This window comes from Sciscionella sediminilitoris (assembly GCF_000737195.2).
GTDB lineage: Bacteria > Actinomycetota > Actinomycetes > Mycobacteriales > Pseudonocardiaceae > Sciscionella > Sciscionella sediminilitoris.
This window is the reverse complement of record NZ_JALM01000071.1, coordinates 22,338-39,530: the sequence shown is the minus strand read 5'-3', so window position 1 is coordinate 39,530 and position 17,193 is coordinate 22,338. Positions and strand designations below refer to the sequence as shown.

Below are 17,193 nucleotides of genomic sequence, written 5' to 3'. Positions count from 1 at the left end.
GTTACGAGACATCCCTTAGGCCGGGTAACCAGCCCTCAGACGTTGAACTTGAAAACAGAGGGCTACCAGATGACCAGCGTAAACCAATCAGGAAGCCGCTAGATCCAGCACGGACCTAACACCAGGAGAGGCGGTCAACGCGTTCTCCATGATCTGCTGGAACCGGGTGAGCGCGGCGGGCATGAGGTGGCGGTACACGCCACCGGGCACCTTGATCGACCGATGACCGAGCCACTCCGACACGGCGGTGTCGGACCACCGCCCGCGAGGCAGGAGCCATGGCACAGCCGAGACAGGCCATCACCAAACCCGCCGACCTTCAATCACTCCGAACACATCGGCTAGATGTCGTGCTCCGCGAGGTTGTTGACGGCGTGGCGGTTTGAGTGTGGGAGAACCTCCCGGCGGAGTGGACGTGTCTGGCATTCACTCGCAGAAGGTCCTCGATGGCTCACGCTAATGCCCGTACCAATGTGTTCGCGCGTCGCTTGATCGTTGAGCGTGTCGCCGCTGGTTGGCCGGCCGCGCGTGTGGCGGAGCAGCTTGGTGTTACGCGCGCGACGGTGCATAAGTTGTTGCGTCGGTGCGCTGAGGGCGGTGACGCGGCGTTGGCCGATCGGTCTTCACGCCCGCATCGGATTCCGAATCGGACGGCACCGCAGGTGGAGAAGAAGGTGCTCGCGGCCCGCAGACGGCGCAAGCGGGGCGCGGTGGTGCTCACAGCCGATCTCGGCATGAGCCCCTCAACGGTCGGCCGGATCCTGGCCCGCCACGACGTGCCGCACCTGGCCGCCATCGATCCAATCACTGGCGAAACGCATCCGCTCCTCGCGGCGCAGCCAGAACCGCTACGAGCACCCCACGCCGGGGGCGATGATCCACATGGACGTCAAGAAACTCGGCCGTATCCCGGCAGGCGGGGGTTGGCGGTTGCACGGCCGCGAGAAGACCCGGGACCACAAGCACAAGAAGACCGAGATCGGCTACGACTACGTCCACAGCGCCATCGACGACCACACCCGCCTGGCCTACGCCGAGATCCACTCCGACGAGAAAGACCCGACCTGCGCCGGGCGCAGCGAGACGCGAATAGGAGGGGTATGCGCCACCCGCCCCGCCGCGCGAGGCTCATACGTTCGGGTCCATACGCAGCACCTTGCGACAACCCCGCCCTTTGACTGTCGCGTAATGCTCGACCGAGTACAGGATCCCGTTATAGACCAGGTCCCACAACTTGGGGTTTCCTTGGACTTGATCAACCGGAAGGTACGCTTTTCGTCCCGAGTTGTCATAAACCTGAAGCGCGAAACTCTCTCCAGCTACGATCACATTTATGGTGCCAAGATCATAGAGATCGACCCATTTTCGGCCCCACTGCACCCAGTCGGCCCCAGCGGTCATTATTTGATGTTTGGTGAACATCAAAGGCACCGCACCTCCCAGCAGTGGCAAGAGGATAATATATGGGTATCTGACCCAGAAATCTAAACTCATGCCGCGCCCCAGAGCACCAAAACTGGTAAAAGCAATGATACCGATAAACAGCCAGAAGCTCGTGGCCCACCGTAGTTTCTTGCTATCTTTATAATACTCCAACACACGCGAACGGCCTTCAGGTGGAGTCGGTAGGACAGCCTCATCGTCATTGACATGCGTGCGGTCTTCGATGTACATCGGCGCAGAGGGAGGCCTCGGTTCACCCGTGTCCGGATCGGGCTTCGGGACTGAAGACAAGCGTTTCATTTGTCCTTGGTTTCAAGTTTGCCGTACTCGTCGTTCGCCTCTTTAGTCGCCTTCTCGTACGCCTCTTTCCCTAGGTAATCACCAGCCTGACCAGCGAAGTATCCTATAGCCGCACGTGCTATAGGCTTGAATATCCTCCCTTCCGGCAGCGCGGCGGTAGCCAGATCATCGGCAAGCACCTGGGTACCCGTACTCGTGGCGTACCGCGTTACGGCCTCCCCTGGTGATTGGCCGTTGAGAATACTGACCCCGGCTAGAGCCGTACCTCCTACCGTGCCGAGCACAGGAAGTTTCCGCAGAAGAGGAAACCCCTTCTTGCCGCCGAAATTCCACGACGCCGCCTTCTTGCCAGGAATCCCGCCGAGGCCACGGTCGTGCGCCTGTTTCGCCGCAACGGCATCGTCGTATGCCTTCTGGAAAGAGACCACATCGGTAGTGCCGCCCGCTTTCATGGTCCGCATGGCTTCCATCAGGTCGTCGCGAGTGTCGTTCGCGGCCGCAGCAAGGTTCTTGGACACATCGTTCACGGCCCCCGCCGTCGTCAAATATGTTGTAGCAGCTTTTCCCGTGGTGGTGATCATGCCGTTAAGGTCGGCTTGTTTCTTGCTAAGAGTGTCCGCAAGGTTTTCCTCTGCCGATTTTTCCAGACCTCGATTATCGTTGACAGCACTCTTGATATCAGTGAACTCATTCCACATATCTGTGGCGTTCTTGAAATTAATACCCGCCTGCTCGTATTCCGAATACTGTTGCGGAGTCGGGTTATCGGGCAAGGTTGGTTCTGCCGGTGGCGCCTTCGGCGGGAAGATCAGATCACCGGATACGGTCATGCCTTTCTGTCGCGCCCAGGTACGCGCCTGCTCCATCCGGGCTTTAACCGTAGCCTTGTCGTCCGCCCAACTCTCGAGCGCAGGCCACAGCTCGGCGGCAGCCCCTTCCAGACCCATTACCTGCCGGTTGATCTTCTCCGCATAGTCGTAATACGCGTCCGAAGCAGCCCCACGCCAGTTGGCGCACACCGAGAGAGACCGTTGCATCCCTCCCGAGACATCCCACAGTTTGCTCGCCAACCGCTTGAGCCATCGGGCGTACTCTCGTGCTTCATCGACGTTGCCGTGAACGGTCGTATCGATGACATCGCCGTCGGTGCATGGCTTGATCGCTTCCCCGCCCATTATCTGTCCCGCTGGATGTTCTTGAACACGTCCGCTGATGCTTCCTCGTTGCGGGAGTAGCTCGCTACGCACTGGTCAAGATCGTCTCCGGCCCGCTGTACTAGGCCCAGCGTGTTCGCGGTGGCCATCATCAGATCAGACGCGACCGAACCGAACGCAGGAGTCAGCGGCCCCAGATCCGGGATCTTCGGCGGCATGCCGCCCGTGGACTCCTGCGCCGACGACAGGCCACCACGAACATCGCTCACGGCCTTTTCCAGATCATGCTTGGTCAGGTCGTAACCATCCGGCATACGTGCCCCCTCCTCATGACACCCGACGCGTACCCCGCACGCGCGTGACTGCGCTCCGGTTACGGAAGCTAACCCCAGGCGAACAGGACGTCAAGAAGAGCAGCACAAATGACCAACCGTCACCCGGTCGGTCTAAACCCCATATCAAGAAGCACGGCAAGGCAAGATACGTAGGAGGGGCGGAGCACGCTCCCCACCCCGACGTGCAGGTCAAATCGATCAGCGTCGCCGACACCGATGCCGCCGTGGCCACGCGGATGGAGCGACAGCACGTCTTGTACGACTCCAGCAAGAGCATTGACCTACTCATGCTCGAATCCGCGTTACGGCACCCACAGGTGACCGGCGACGAGCTGATAGCGCAAATCGACCGCATACGCGCACTCGCCGGAACCGTGCACATCGGAGTGATACCGCAATCCGCCGAACTCTGCATACTCCCGCTTCATGGCGTATGGATCTATGACGACCTGGTCGAAATCGAGTTGGTACACACGACGATCACCACAACGGACGCCAACGATTTGAAGCTGTACAACGACTGGCTCGACCAGCTATGGAAGTCAGCTGTCACCGGTGCGAATCTCCGACGCCTACTTGACTCAATCACGGGCGCGTGACACCAGCACCAGTAATCGGCGCACCCGACGATCAGACCTGATCAGAGACGCAAAGAAGCCCCCTCGTCGCTCGAAGGACGAGGGGGCTTCTCTACGTCTTCTGAGTCAGCACCAAGCCAGCACAGGGGTGCTCATCGCCGGGCTTCTGCGGGAACTGACGGGAACCCGTACCACCCGTGACCTGCTTGTTTGACAGGTTCTGCTACCAGCGATGATAGGCCACTGTCAGACGTTGAACTTGAAGTCCACGATGTCGCCGTCGCTCATGACGTAGTCCTTGCCCTCCATGCGCACCTTGCCCGCGGATCGGGCGGCGTTCATGGATCCGGCTTCGATGAGGTCGTTGTAGGAGACGATCTCGGCTTTGATGAAGCCGCGTTCGAAGTCGGAGTGGATGACCCCGGCGGCCTGGGGTGCGGTGGCGCCCTGCGGGATGGTCCAGGCGCGTGCTTCCTTGGGCCCCGCGGTGAGGTAGGTCTGCAGTCCGAGGGTGTGGAATCCGGCGCGGGCGAGCTGGTCGAGGCCGCGTTCGCTCTGGCCGATGGATTCGAGCAGTTCCTGGGCGGATTCCTCGTCGAGCTCGATGAGTTCGGATTCGATCTTGGCGTCGAGGAACACGGCATCGGCGGGCGCGACCTGTTCGGCGAGTTTGGCGACCCGGTCGGCGTCGGTGAGCACGGATTCGTCGGCGTTGAACACGTACAGGAAGGGTTTGCTGGTGAGCAGGTTGAGCTCGCGCAACGGTTCGAGGTCGAGCTCGTTGCGCGCGGCGGCGAGCGGGCGCCCGGAGTCGAGCACGGCGTGCGCGGCCTTGACCGCCTCGAGCTGGGCGCGCTTGTCTTTGTGGGTACGCGCTTCCTTCTCCAACCGGGGCAGGGCTTTGTCCACGGTCTGCAGGTCGGCGAGGATCAGCTCGGTGTGGATGACCTCGATGTCGCCGGTCTCGTCCACGCTGCCCTCGACGCGCAGTACGTCCGGATCGTCGAACACCCGCACGACCTGGCAGATGGCGTTCGCCTCGCGGATGTTGGCGAGGAACTGGTTGCCGAGTCCCTGGCCTTCGGAGGCACCCGCGACGATGCCCGCGATGTCCACGAAGGACACGGTGGCCGGGACGACCTTGGCGCTGTCGAACATGCCCGCGAGCACGGCGAGCCGCTGGTCGGGCAGGTTGACCACGCCGACGTTGGGCTCGATCGTGGCGAACGGGTAGTTCGCCGCGAGGACGGTGTTCCTGGTCAGCGCGTTGAACAGGGTGGACTTGCCGACGTTGGGCAGGCCGACGATTCCGAGGGTGAGGCTCACGGCGAACCAGTGTAGATGTCGCCCCGATGGGTCCCGGCAGCCCGCCGGACGGCCGTGACCGATTTCCGCCAGCCGGGTGCCGTGGACGATGGCAGTATGCGGATATGACCACGGGTATGGCGGTGACCGGAACCGCCACGATGACAGGGATCTGGGCCCAGCCGGACCGCGCCTATCGCATCGCGCAGGCGAAGGATTCGCGCTTCGACGGGTGGTTCATCGTGGCCGTCCGCACCACGGGCATCTACTGTCGGCCCTCCTGCCCGGCACGCACCCCGAACCGGGAGAACACGCAGTTCTTCCCGACGGCCGCGGCCGCGCAGAACGCCGGGTTCCGCGCATGCCGTCGCTGCCTGCCCGATGCGCTCCCCGGCTCGCCCGAATGGGATCTGCGCGCCGACCTCGCGGGCCGGGCGATGCGACTGATCGCGGACGGGGTGATCGAGCGCGAGGGGGTCGCGGGCCTGGCCAGCAGGCTCGGTTACTCGCAGCGGCACGTGACCAGGGTGCTCACCGAGGAACTGGGCGCGGGTCCGCTCTCGCTGGCCAGGGCGCACCGGGCGCACGCGGCCCGGCTGCTCATCGAGACCACCGCGCTCTCCTTCTCGGACATCGCGTTCGCCTCGGGGTTCGCGAGCGTGCGCCAGTTCAACGACACGATCGGCGCCGTGTACGCGGCCACGCCCTCCCGGTTGCGTTCCGCGCGGCATCGCCGGGTCGCCGACACCCAGGGCAGGCTCGCGGTCCGGTTGCCGGTCCGGGCGCCGATGGACTCGGCCGGGGTGCTCGGATTCCTCGCCACCCGCGCGATCCCTGGTGTGGAGGAACTCACCGAGGACGGGTACGCGCGCACCCTGCGGCTGCCGCACGGCCCCGCGGTGGTGCGACTACGGTTCGAGGACGGCAGCGGCGGGCGCGCCGCCGTGCACTGTTCGTTCTCCCTCACCGATGTGCGCGATCTGGCCACCGCCGTGACCCGGGTGCGCAGGCTGCTCGACCTCGACGCGGACCCGGTCGCGGTGGACGAGGTGCTCGGTGCCGACCCGGCGCTCAGGGATTCGGTGACCGCAAGCCCCGGGATACGGGTGCCCGGGGCCGTGGACGCCGCCGAGCTCATCGTGCGGGCGGTGCTCGGCCAACAGGTCTCGGTCGCCGCGGCGCGCACCGCGCTCGGCCGGTTGTGCGCCGAACTCGGCGACCGGATCACCGAACCGGACGGGACGCTGCGCACCCTGTTTCCCACCGCCGAAGTGCTCGCCGAGCGGGGCGGCGAGGTGCTGCGTGGTCCACGGCGGCGGGTCGAGACCGTGGTCGGGGCGATGCGCGCGCTCGCGGACGGCAGCCTCGGTGCCCATCTGGGCCGGGATCCCGCGGAACTGCGCGCGGATCTCGAAGCCCTGCCCGGTATCGGGCCGTGGACGGCGGGTTATGTGGTGCTGCGCCTGCTCGGTGCCCCCGATGTGCTGCTCACCGGTGACCTCGCGCTGCGCAAGGGGGCCGAGGCACTCGGCCTCCCGGACACCGTGAACGGTCTGCTCCGGCACGCGAACCGGTGGCGACCCTGGGGTTCCTACGCGGGCATGCACCTGTGGCGGGCCGCGCACCTGGCGAGCGCCGAACGCGCCCCGGCCCGAAGCGCCTGACCACCGATCCCCTGACCGGCGAAATTCACTGGAGCACTCTCATGAGCACAACGGCAGCGAGCGTCGCACTGTCCACCACGACCGCCAGTTCGTCCACTGTGGACACTCCGATCGGCCCGTTCACCGCACTGGTCGCGGGGGACGGCGCGGTACTCGGATCCGGGTGGACAGCGGATACCGACGAGCTGATCCCGCAGATCGCGCCGTCACTGCGGCCCGCCGAGGTGCGCGTGCTGCGCGATCTCGGCCCGGTCACCGAGGCCGTGCACGCCTATCACCGCGGTGAGCTCGCGGCGATCGACGGGATTCCGGTGCGCCAGCGCAGCGGACCGTTCCTGGAGCGCGCCTGGGAGGTGCTGCGCGGGGTGGCTCCGGGGGAACCGATCACCTACACCCGGTTCGCGGAACTGTCCGGGCGCCCGGACGCGGTGCGGGCGGCGGCCGCGGCCTGCGCGGCGAACGCGGCCGCGCTGTTCGTGCCGTGTCACCGGGTGCGGCGGATCGGCGGGGCGCTCGGCGGGTTCCGCTGGGGCCTGGACGTGAAGCGGTGGCTTATCGAGCATGAATCACCCCGCCAGCCCGGATCGTAGTTCGAGGGTGGATCCGCCGCGGGATTTGCGGACCCGCAGCTGGGTCGGCACCCGCTGCCGCAGTTCGTCCACATGCGACACGAGCCCGACGATGCGCCCGCCCGCGCGCAGTTCGTCCAGGATGCTCATCACGTCCTCGAGCGAATCGGCGTCGAGCGTGCCGAACCCCTCGTCCACGAACAGGGTGTCCAACTGCGCTCCCCCGGTCTCGGCGGCGACCACATCGGCGAGCCCGAGCGCGAGTGCCAGCGAGGCCATGAAGGACTCACCACCGGAGAGGGTCTTGGCGGGGCGCACCTGTCCGGAGTAGTCGTCGAGCACGTCGAGCCCGAGGCCGCCACGGGTCCCACGGGCACCGGCGGCCTCGCTGTGCACGAATCCGTACCGGCCCTGGCTCATCGTGCGCAGCCTGCTGCTGGCCGCGATGGCGACCTCCTGCAGCCGGGCGGCGAGCACGAAGGCGCGCAGCGACATCCGCTTGGCGTTCTGCCCGCGCCCGTTGACCACATCGGTCAACGCGTCCAGTTCCGCGAACCGTTCGCGCATCGGTTCGGTGTTCCGCCAGTGTTCGCGCAGCCGGGCGGCGAGTGCTTCGGTTTCGTCGCCCTGCCGGACGGCGCTGCGCAGGGCACCGACGGCGTGTTCGAGAGCGGCACTGGCCTCGGCGAGCGCGGAATCCGCTTCGGTCGTCTCGGTGGACTCCGCGGGATCGATGCCCGCGTTCTCCTCGTCGTCGAGCACCGAACGGGCGCGCAGCCGCGCCCGTTCCGCTTCGGCGAGGTGTTCCTCCAGCGCGGCGATCTCCGCATCGCTGCGCGCGGCGGCGAGGGCCTGCTCGGCGGAACCGAATCCGGCCTCCCGCACCGCGGCATCGACCGCGGCGGACCGCTCCTGTTCCGCGGCGCGGCGCACATCCAGTTCGGCCCGGGCCTGCGCGAGCCCGTCGATGGCATTGGCCAGGGCGAGCAGGTGGTCCCGGTGCGCGCCGACATCCTCGAAGTCCCCGCGCGCCTGCTCGAGCACATCGGCCCGCTGCGCGACCCGGGTGCGCGCCCCGGCCTGTTCGGATTCGGCCGCGGCCGATTCGGTGCGCACCGCGGTGAGTTGTTCGTGCAGTTCGGTCTGCGCGCGTTCTTCCTTGTGCAGGTGTTCGGTGCGTTCCCCGACCGCGGCGGCCTCGGCGGTGAGTTTGGTGTGCCGCTGCTGGAGTTCGGTGAGACGTTCGGCGAGTTCCTCCTCGCCCGCTCCGTCCAGCCGTTCCAGCACCGCCTGCACGGCGCGGGTGTGCTCCTGCACCTGCCGCGCGGCCTCGTCCCGGCGCGCCGCGGTCTCCTGTTCCGCGGTCGCCGCGGCCGATTCCTCGTCGTCGCCGACCACACCGAGGGTCAGCGGGGCCGGTTTCGGATGGTCCTTCGAACCGCAGACGCTGCACGGCTTACCGCGTTTCAGCTCCCCGGCGAGTTCGGCAGCCATACTGTCCAGCCGGCTCGCCCGCAGATCGAGCACCCGTTCCCGGGCGCGCTGGTGCGCGTCCACCGCGCTGCGCTGTTCCTGCTCGGCCGACCTCAGCTGCTCGCGCAGCGCGGGAAGCCTGCGGGCGGCGGCGAGCCGTTCGGTGAACGCGTCCCGCTGTTCGGTCACCGAGGGCAGCAGGGCGGCGCTACGGTTGGCGTCCTCCACGAGTGCCCTGCTCTGCTCGATCGCCGCGGGCAGGCTCGCGAGCTCGGCGTCGAGTTTCGTCTTGCGTTCGGCGAGTTCGGTGAGGCGATCGGTGAGCTCGGTGATCGCGCGGATATCGGTCTTCTGCGCCTCGGCCTGCTCGACAAGCGCGCTCAGTTCACCGCCACGCTGACGGTAGTCCCCGGCGAGCGCGCGCAGGTCCGCGCTGGGCTGTTCGCTCAGCTCGGCCCGGCGGGCGGCGGGCAGTGCGTCCCGGGCAGCCTCGACCGCCGTGTGCGCCTCCCCCGTACGCCGTTGCGCCTCGGCGAGCTGCTGGCGGGCCGCGAGCACCGGGACCACCTTGCGCGCCTGGGCGAGCTCGGTTGCCTTGGCCGCGCGAGCGGGTTCGGCCGCGTCGAGCTCGGCCAGCTCGGCCGTGGCTTTGCGCACCCGGTGCACCCGTTGCGCACGGGTGCGGGCCGCTTCGGCGGCCGCGCTCGCCTTGGCCGCCGCCGCCCGCGCGGCGCGCTCCTCCTCGGTGCTCGCCAGCACCGCGGTCTTGCGCTCGTGCAGCAGTTGCCCGAGCCATTCCTCGTCCACGCCCTCTTCGGGCGGTTCGATGCCGACGACCTGGGCGATCCGTGCAACCAGCTCATCACCCTTGGCCTGTTCCGCCTGCAGTTTGCCGCGCTCGCGGGCACGCAGCTCGGCGAACCAGCGCTCCACCTCGGCGAAGCGCTGGGTGCCGAACAACTGCTCGAGCAGGTGCTCGCGTTCGGCCGTCTCGGCGCGCAGGAACCGCGCGAACTCCCCCTGCGGCAGCAGCACGACCTGGAAGAACTGCTCGGCGCTCATCCCGAGCAGCCGCTGCATCGTCCTGCCGATCTCGTCCAGCCTGGTGAGCGCGGTCCGGTCGGCGTCGTCCATCCAGACCAGGCTGCCCTTCGCGGGCTGCTTGGTGGTGCCGTCGCCACGCTTCTTCGGCCGGTCGTACTCCGGGCTCCTGCTGATCAGCAGCCGCTGGCCCTGCACGGTCAGTTCGAGGCGCACCTCGGTCGGCGTTTCCGGGGAGGAGAGGTCGCAGCGCAGCCGTTTCACCTCGCCGCGCGCCCCGGGAACGGCACCGAAGATGGCGTAGGCGATCGCATCGAGCAGCGAGGTCTTCCCCGCCCCGGTGTCACCGTGCAGCAGGAAAAGACCGTCCGCGCCGAGGGTGTCGAAATCGACCGTCTCACGCCCCGAGTAGGGGCCGAACGCGGACAGTTCGAGCCGGTGCAGCCGCATCAGACCTCCCGTTCCCCCGCGCCGACCGAGGTGAACGCGCGGCCGACCAGTTCGCGTTCGGCCCCGGTGAGCTCCGCTCCGCGGCAGTGCGCCACGAAGGAGTCCGCGAGCTCGAGGTCGTCCCGGCCGGTCACGGCCTTGGTGTAGTCGCCGGCACGCTGCCGCTCGTCCTGCGCCGGGGCCCACTCGAGGCGCACGGCGTACGGGAACCGCTCGCGGAGCTTGCGCATCCCGTCGACCGGGCGGACCCGGTCGGTGAGCGTCGCGGAGAGGTAGTGCTCACGCAGACCGTCCAGCTCCGGATCCGCGAGCAACTCGTCCAGTTCGCCGGTGACCGTGGCCAGCGGCCGCGGCACCGGAAGCGGTTGCCGTTCCACACCGACCAGCCCCGAGGCATCGAACTCCGCGATGAGCACGGATTTCCTGTGGTTCTCCTCGGAGAACGAATAGGCGAGCGGGCTGCCCGAGTACTGCAGGTGTTCGGCGAGCCGCTGCGGGCCGTGCAGGTGCCCGAGCGCCACATAGTCCACCCCGTCGAACACCGACCCCGGTACCTGCTCGATCCCGCCCTGGACCAGTTTGCGTTCCGAATCCGAGGCGGCCCCGCCGGTCACGAAGGCGTGCGCGAGCACGACGGACCGGGTTCCCTGCCGGGTTGCCAGGTCCGCGCGCACCCGGCGCATGGCCTCGGCGAGCACCGCGGTGTGCGTGCGCTCCTCGATCTCGAACACGCGCCGGGCGATATCGGGCTCCAGGTACGGGATGCCGTAGAACGCGACCTCGCCGTGTTCGTCGGGGAGCAGGATCGGCGTGTCCAGCGAGCCGATCTCGGTGCGCAGGTGCAGCCCGCCCGCCTCGGCGAACTGGGCGAACACCCCGACGCGCGCGGCCGAATCATGGTTGCCCGCGGTCACGATGATCCGCGCGCCGGCCTTCCCGATCGCGGCGAGAGCCCTGCCGCAGACCGCGACCGCCTCGGCCGAGGGAACGGCGCGGTCGTAGAGATCACCCGCGACGAGCACGACATCGATTCCGCGCTCCGTGACGAGGTCCGCGATCCCGCGCAGCACCGACTCCTGGTCGGCCAGCAGGTCCTGACCGTGGAACGTCCTCCCGATATGCCAGTCGGAGGTGTGCAGTACGCGCATACAGCCAAGGTAGGCCCGCCCTCCGACAATTTCCGCTACCACCCCTGGCGTGTCACTCGAATGTGTGTTCGAACGATCGGCTTTCCGGAGTGCCGTGCTTTTTGCGGGATCCACAATGCGCGGCTCCCGTCAAGGCGGTGACGGGCGGCGCGAGCAGACACCAAGGTGCTCCACGGTTGCCGGTGGAGCAGAGGCCGCAGGCGCGCGAAAACCGCAGGGGAAAGTCACCATCGAAAGCGCCGGCAGAGGCCCCTGGGCGTCATGGACGGCGACTGATCCCGCGCCCCTTGCAGCAGCATCGACTGGACCAGAAAATCTACTGCGCCCGGGGTAGACATTCGCCTCAGCTTCAGGTTAGAGTTTCTGGCGTACCAGGAAGAGAAAAGATCGAGTGAGGCACGGGAGATGACGTAACTGCCCGTGCGAGCAGGAAGGGCGACAAGGTTTGACTCGGCCGCGGTAGCGGTTTCGCGGCCGTCGCCCAGGCAAGTAGCAGGTAGTAGCAAGTAGTAATAGGTGAAGTAGGAAGAAAGGGGTTAGGCGCTGTCGTATCGCCCGACTGTGGCTCTGTTTCGCCCGGGCGAGTACCGCAATCCGGTCAAGATGGGAAGGTGGTATTCGATCAACGTGTGTGCGAGCCCGCACGAACCGCTCGTTTGCGGTGGGTTGTGCGGATGTGACAGCAGTCAGGTTGGCTGTTGAGCGATGGTGGTAACCCATCGTCGAGGACCCCGGTGCCGTCGGCACCGGGGTCCTCGTGCTGTGGAGGTATGCATGGGCGAAGCCCGTGAAGATTCAGGACAGGTCTCCGGGCGGGAAGCTTCGTCCCGGAAATTCGATGATGAGGATTACCCGGCCTACACGATGGGCAGGGCCGCGGAAATGCTCGGGACCACGGCGAGTTTTCTGCGCCGTCTGGATGAGTTGCAGCTGCTGATTCCGCAACGTTCGACCGGTGGTCATCGACGGTACTCGCGCTACCAGCTGCGGCTGGCCGCGCGGGTTCGGGAGTTGGTCGATGAAGGTACGGCCGTGGAAGCGGCGTGCCGCATCGTGGTCCTCGAGGATCAGCTCGAGGAGGCTCAGCAACTCAACGCCGCCAAACGCGACGAACAGACCTAGCCTACTTTCCACGATGGGGAGCCCCCGGTGTCATCGGAGACGGCACCGGGGGCGTGTTTGTTCGGCGTAGCCGCGATCTGCTGCTGTCGACGGCACAGGAGGACCGCACGGGAACACTCCGTGGCTCCGCGGTCGCGCACGAGTGGGCGCGGGTTCTGTCCGGGGCACCTGGTGGTTGGCGATCGCCTGGCCGACTCGGCAGTGAGATGAGGCGGGCCGAGCATCTCCTTGGTGATTGTCTTGCGGGGTGCGGCCGGGCTTTTCAGGTGGTGGCGGTTACGCGTTCGAGGCGGAGCGTGGTGGGCCAGCGGACGTTGTGGGCCCAGCCGAGTTTCTCGAATATCCAGATCAGGCGCGCTGAGATGTCGATTTGGCCGCGGAGGACACCGTGACGGGCGCAGGTGGGGTCGGCGTGGTGGAGGTTGTGCCAGGCTTCGCCAAAGGAGAAGATCGCCAGTGGCCAGAAGTTCGCGGCTTTGTCCCTGCTCGCGAACGGGCGGTCGCCGATCATGTGGCAGATGGAGTTCACCGACCAGGTCACGTGGTGCAGCACGCCGACGCGCACGAACCCGGCCCAGAAGAACGCGGTGACTCCGCCCCAGACCGACCAGCTCAGCAACCCGCCCAGGACGCCGGGCAGTACCAGGCTGGAGGCGACCCAGAGTGGGAACAGTTGGTCGACGCGCTGAATGTCACGGTCGGCGCGCAGATCGGGGGCGAACCGGTCGGCGTTGGTGATGTCGCGATCGAACAACCAGCCCATGTGCGCGTGCCAGAACCCCTTGGCCAGTGCTTTGGGGCCGGTGCCGAACAGCCATGGTGAGTGCGGGTCACCCGCGCGGTCGGAGAAGGCGTGGTGGCGGCGGTGGTCGGCAACCCACTGCGTCACCGGGCCCTGGGCTGCGAGGCTTCCCGCGATGGCGAGCGCGATGCGCAGCGGCCGCCCTGTCTTGAACGAACCGTGCGTGAAATACCGGTGATAGCCGGCGGTGATACCGAGCCCGCTGATCACGAAGAACAGGGCGGCCAGTCCGAGATCGATCCCGTTCAGGCCCCAGCCCCACGCGAACGGCACGGCCACGATCAGCGCAACGAGGGGAAGGAGCACGAAGACCTTGACCAGTATGTGCTCGGGCAGTGAGGACTGTCCGGAGATCAGGGGCTTGCGGCCCTTGCGTGTGGTCTCCTGGGTTTGAGGAGGCATAAACACCCTTGAAAGATCGAATGAACGAAATGAGACCGCGGGTGCCGTTTTCGGAAACGGCGCGCCCGGCAACGTCACCGGTGCGGAACCGGTCGTCATTTCGCCGGTTCGAGCGCGAACGCATTCGGTGGAGTGCGGACCGCGGCATGCCGAGCGTAGCGCCTCGCCGCGCGGGGAACCAGAGCCATGCTCGCACCGAAAACCTGTGTCCCCACCGGATCTTCACAACCGCAGCTCAACGCCTTGCTACGCGGCATGCTGACACTCGGGGGCTCTGGTCCGGTATCGGGTCGGGGTTGACGACAGGCCGGGATGCGATAGCCTGAATGTGGTTGATGGTTTTTGTGTTCGTTGGTTTTCCCTGGCGCTCGCAAGGATTGTTGGGCGAGCGTGTGCCTGTGGCTTCTGTTGAACGTTCGCGCATAGATGCAACCCGGCACCGGTCCATGGTGGGCCGCGCCGATACGCACGATGTAGTTAGGAACGAAACAGTATGACGCAAGGCACCGTGAAATGGTTCAACGCCGACAAGGGTTTCGGTTTCATCAGCCCTGACGATGGCGGTAAAGACGTGTTCGTGCACTACTCCGAGATCGACGGCCGCGGTTTCCGCAGCCTGGATGAGGCCGCGCGGGTGCAGTTCGAGGTCGGCCAGACCGATCGTGGTCCGCAGGCCACGAGCGTGTCGGCGCTCTGACCGGTACTGGATTCGGTGAATGGTGCCTGCCATCGGGGTGCGGGTGCCACTCACCGGTTTCCGGGCCTCGGCTATTCGGCCGTGGTCTCCAGCCGCCCGCTTGCCCCCTGTGACCCAGTCGTGCAGGCCGATTCCTCGCCGTGTTTCCGGTCCAGCGAAAACCGCCTGTCGACTTGTCCCTACGCGATACTCATTTTCGTGACCCGCGAAGCGCCGATTCGTTCCGGTTCGAGGTTTCCGATCACCACCCGAAAACGGGATCGCTTCCCCAGTCCGAAGCCGCGCCGACAGCCTCATCCGTGCACGGCGAACGGGAACACCAGGATTGGCTGCACCATGGGCGAAAATGGACGGTCCGCGCCCCCTCCCCGGGACAGCGACCTGAACCAACGACTTTCCGAACTCACCCGGTATCTCGAGCGCACCGGCAAAACCGAGCAGGCCGAAATCGTATCGACCGCAACGACCGGTCTCGTCGCACAGTGGAACCAGCCATCGGGCGGCGACGTCCGAGAACTGTACGACACGCTCGAACTCGTTCAAGCCCATGTGGGCACCATCCTCGACGTGATCGAAGCCCAGTTCGGCCACGAAATCGAGCGAGGACACCGATAACGCGCGACGAAGCGACACAGCCCTGGTGGGGCACGCCGTCCGTAGCGATACTGCCGAGGACCGAGCGGGCACCGACGCCGCAGGGAACGGTCCTCCGCGTCACCGAATCTTCCAGCACATCATTTCCCTATTCTCTCAAGGATTCACACATGAACTCCCAACACGCGCACACACCAATCCGTACGCCCATTTCACCCGTGCTATTCAGCCATTCACACACCCCATCGACCACTGCCGCCCCCGATGTTCCCGGTCCGGATTCGCGGCCAGCACACCGCATCCACTTCCGTGCCGCACCGGTACCAGAATCCAAATAGACCCTCGCCGCCCCAGAACGCGGCGTTCGCTTGATCGGGGCGGGCGGGCAGAGGCCGGGGCCGCGCAAGCGCGGTAGTGACACCGCGGACGTTGCCCGCGCGCGGGCATGCGCGGGCGAGCTGGGATCAACCTGTCCGGTGGCGCGCATGTCCTTCGGTATCCGGGGCGGCCGCCGTCCGTGTCGTCGGCTGGCACGAGCAACTCGCGCACACGCACGCCGAGATCGAAACCCTGCGTGACCAGTTCGACCAGAGTCGTAGCCGCCCCTCGAGACCAACGAGCGCCCCGGTCGGAGCTCCCTCGATCACCGGCTCTCATTGCCTCTGGCTAGATTATCTGACCTTGTGGGTTGACATTTTCTATAGTGCGGGCTATAAGAATATGTATAGCGGTACGTGACTGGTGTCGACGACAACAACTGGCGATGGACCGGGAAGTGATCGACGATGCAGAACCACGTGGAGCCTGCCGGGGCCGGTGGTCCCGAGGGCCCGTTTGCTTCGGTGCTGACTGGGGAGCCCGACTGGGTTCGTGCCGAGTTCGAGGCGCTCATGGCCGCGAACTTCCCTGACTGGCACGGCGCTGCCCGCAAACGCCCGCGGCGGCACCGATCTTCCCGGCGCGCCTGCCGGATGTACCCGGCAGAGGCGAGGACTGGTGAACCCGCCGGACTGCGTCTTGTCCGGACTGGTGAGCACGGTAGGGGGATGCCTCGCTCACCCCCGAGTTCTGGCGCGCCGGGGTGAACCGGACGCGCCGGGCATGCTCCGATCTCCTGAGTCCGGTTGGTGTCGGTGGGAGGTGATATCGGCCGATCGCCCGGACGTCCTCACCGCTTGCCGTCGCGAAGGCCGTCGAGGACCGGCATCCGTGTGGCTGTCACGACCAGGGCATGTCCTGGTGGCGACAGCACCGCGTCGCGTGACGCCTGATCCGGATCGGCGCCTTCGCCGGATACAGCGTTGGAGTTCGTGGCGACCGGACAGCGCAGTGTCGAACCGAGAATCCATGTCGGCGAGGTTGGCCGTGCCCCGCCGAGGCAACAATCCAGTGCATCTTCCCTTCGATGGCACCGGTTCCCGTCGCCGCCAACGGTGCGGGGCGGGAACCGGTGCCCGCACCTGGCATCGGCGCTCACTCGTGCCGCCCCTTCGGGCACGGCACGAGAATACGGCAGTTGTGGGAAAACACATTCATCGAGTCGTTCGTGAGAAAGAGGCGAGGTCTCCTCGGCTCGTGCCGGAGGCGGTGACCTCGCAGACCATCGGAGAGAGTCATCTCAAGCGAGGAGGTTGTCGGCGATGTTGATGCGTACGGATCCGTTCCGCGAATTCGATCGGCTTACCCAGCAGTTCCTCGGGCAGAACGGGACCGCCACCCGTCCGGCGGTGATGCCGATGGACGCGTACCGGTCCGGGCACGAGTACGTGGTGCAGTTCGATCTGCCGGGAGTCTCGGCCGAGTCGATCGATCTGGACGTGGAGCAGAACGTGCTCACGGTCAAGGCCGAGCGTCGGGCCGAATACGGCGACAACGACGATGTCCAGGTCAGCGAACGCCCGCGCGGCGTGTTCAGCAGGCAACTGTTCCTCGGCGACACCCTGGACACGGACAACATTCAGGCCAGCTACGACACAGGCGTGCTGACCTTACGGGTACCGGTCGCCGAACAGGCCAAACCGCGCAAGATCGCCATCAGCGGCGGTGACGAGGCCAAACAGATCAACGCCTGATCGACGAGCGAACGACGTGGTCCTGCCAACCCTGCGCCGGTTGG

General features: G+C 66.4%; 15 protein-coding genes. 8 read left to right on the top strand and 7 right to left on the bottom strand.

The features are described from left to right. The first annotated feature begins 446 nt into the window (after window positions 1-446). Window positions 447-1,178 carry a helix-turn-helix domain-containing protein gene (locus AD72_RS38235; RefSeq protein WP_156365365.1) on the top strand — a complete coding sequence of 244 codons (732 nt, stop codon included), beginning with the start codon at window positions 447-449 and terminating at the stop codon, window positions 1,176-1,178. Here the strand turns inward: AD72_RS38235 and AD72_RS37720 are convergent. From AD72_RS37720 to AD72_RS25005, 3 genes are all read right to left on the bottom strand, one after another. Beyond that, window positions 1,129-1,674: a hypothetical protein gene (locus tag AD72_RS37720; protein WP_156365364.1), complete on the bottom strand. Its 546-nt coding sequence runs from the start codon at window positions 1,672-1,674 to the stop codon at window positions 1,129-1,131. The genes AD72_RS38235 and AD72_RS37720 overlap by 50 nt on opposite strands. Window positions 1,675-1,739: 65 nt before the next feature. Continuing rightward, the gene (locus AD72_RS25010; protein WP_031469022.1) at window positions 1,740-2,918 is read right to left on the bottom strand and encodes a hypothetical protein; all 1,179 of its coding nucleotides are present in this window, start codon (window positions 2,916-2,918) and stop codon (window positions 1,740-1,742) included. Next, window positions 2,918-3,211 (bottom strand): hypothetical protein, encoded by a 294-nt coding sequence (locus AD72_RS25005; protein WP_031469021.1) that lies wholly within the window; start codon window positions 3,209-3,211, stop codon window positions 2,918-2,920. The genes AD72_RS25010 and AD72_RS25005 overlap by 1 nt, the downstream gene beginning before the upstream one ends. Window positions 3,212-3,414: 203 nt before the next feature. On the opposite strand from AD72_RS25005, the gene AD72_RS25000 reads away from it, so the two are divergent. Then, a complete protein-coding gene (locus tag AD72_RS25000; protein WP_051898983.1) occupies window positions 3,415-3,831 on the top strand; it encodes a Scr1 family TA system antitoxin-like transcriptional regulator in 417 nt (138 codons plus the stop codon). Window positions 3,832-4,056: 225 nt separating this feature from the next. Here AD72_RS25000 and ychF read toward each other — a convergent pair whose 3' ends face one another. Then, complete coding sequence (ychF, locus tag AD72_RS24995; protein WP_031469019.1) at window positions 4,057-5,136, bottom strand: redox-regulated ATPase YchF; 1,080 nt, start codon at window positions 5,134-5,136, stop codon at window positions 4,057-4,059. 104 nt (window positions 5,137-5,240) lie between these two features. Here ychF and AD72_RS24990 point away from each other — a divergent pair, with 104 nt between their 5' ends. Together AD72_RS24990 and AD72_RS24985 are read left to right on the top strand one after the other, a co-directional pair. Further along, window positions 5,241-6,779 carry a DNA-3-methyladenine glycosylase 2 gene (locus AD72_RS24990; RefSeq protein WP_082469145.1) on the top strand — a complete coding sequence of 513 codons (1,539 nt, stop codon included), beginning with the start codon at window positions 5,241-5,243 and terminating at the stop codon, window positions 6,777-6,779. A 41-nt stretch (window positions 6,780-6,820) separates the two neighbouring features. Continuing rightward, window positions 6,821-7,369: a methylated-DNA--[protein]-cysteine S-methyltransferase gene (locus tag AD72_RS24985; RefSeq protein ID WP_051898984.1), complete on the top strand. Its 549-nt coding sequence runs from the start codon at window positions 6,821-6,823 to the stop codon at window positions 7,367-7,369. Here the strand turns inward: AD72_RS24985 and AD72_RS24980 are convergent. Both AD72_RS24980 and AD72_RS24975 read right to left on the bottom strand, forming a co-directional pair. Continuing rightward, window positions 7,346-10,312 carry an AAA family ATPase gene (locus AD72_RS24980; protein ID WP_031469016.1) on the bottom strand — a complete coding sequence of 989 codons (2,967 nt, stop codon included), beginning with the start codon at window positions 10,310-10,312 and terminating at the stop codon, window positions 7,346-7,348. The genes AD72_RS24985 and AD72_RS24980 overlap by 24 nt on opposite strands. Then, window positions 10,312-11,460, bottom strand: coding sequence for an exonuclease SbcCD subunit D (locus tag AD72_RS24975; RefSeq protein ID WP_031469015.1), 1,149 nt, complete (start codon window positions 11,458-11,460; stop codon window positions 10,312-10,314). Before AD72_RS24975 ends, AD72_RS24980 begins: the two co-directional genes overlap by 1 nt. A gap of 774 nt (window positions 11,461-12,234) precedes the next feature. On the opposite strand from AD72_RS24975, the gene AD72_RS24970 reads away from it, so the two are divergent. Continuing rightward, window positions 12,235-12,582, top strand: a complete 348-nt coding sequence (locus AD72_RS24970) for a MerR family transcriptional regulator (RefSeq protein ID WP_051898982.1) — start codon at window positions 12,235-12,237, stop codon at window positions 12,580-12,582. A 262-nt stretch (window positions 12,583-12,844) separates the two neighbouring features. Here the strand turns inward: AD72_RS24970 and AD72_RS24965 are convergent, their stop codons facing one another. Next, window positions 12,845-13,786 (bottom strand): acyl-CoA desaturase, encoded by a 942-nt coding sequence (locus AD72_RS24965; RefSeq protein ID WP_031469013.1) that lies wholly within the window; start codon window positions 13,784-13,786, stop codon window positions 12,845-12,847. A gap of 493 nt (window positions 13,787-14,279) precedes the next feature. Between AD72_RS24965 and AD72_RS24960 the strand changes: the two genes are divergently transcribed. From AD72_RS24960 to AD72_RS24950, 3 genes are all read left to right on the top strand, one after another. Further along, complete coding sequence (locus AD72_RS24960) at window positions 14,280-14,483, top strand: cold-shock protein (RefSeq protein WP_031469012.1); 204 nt, start codon at window positions 14,280-14,282, stop codon at window positions 14,481-14,483. A 198-nt stretch (window positions 14,484-14,681) separates the two neighbouring features. Further along, window positions 14,682-15,098, top strand: coding sequence for a hypothetical protein (locus AD72_RS24955; RefSeq protein ID WP_156365363.1), 417 nt, complete (start codon window positions 14,682-14,684; stop codon window positions 15,096-15,098). 1,619 nt (window positions 15,099-16,717) lie between these two features. Further along, window positions 16,718-17,149, top strand: a complete 432-nt coding sequence (locus AD72_RS24950; protein ID WP_031469010.1) for an Hsp20/alpha crystallin family protein — start codon at window positions 16,718-16,720, stop codon at window positions 17,147-17,149. Window positions 17,150-17,193: the final 44 nt, after the last annotated feature.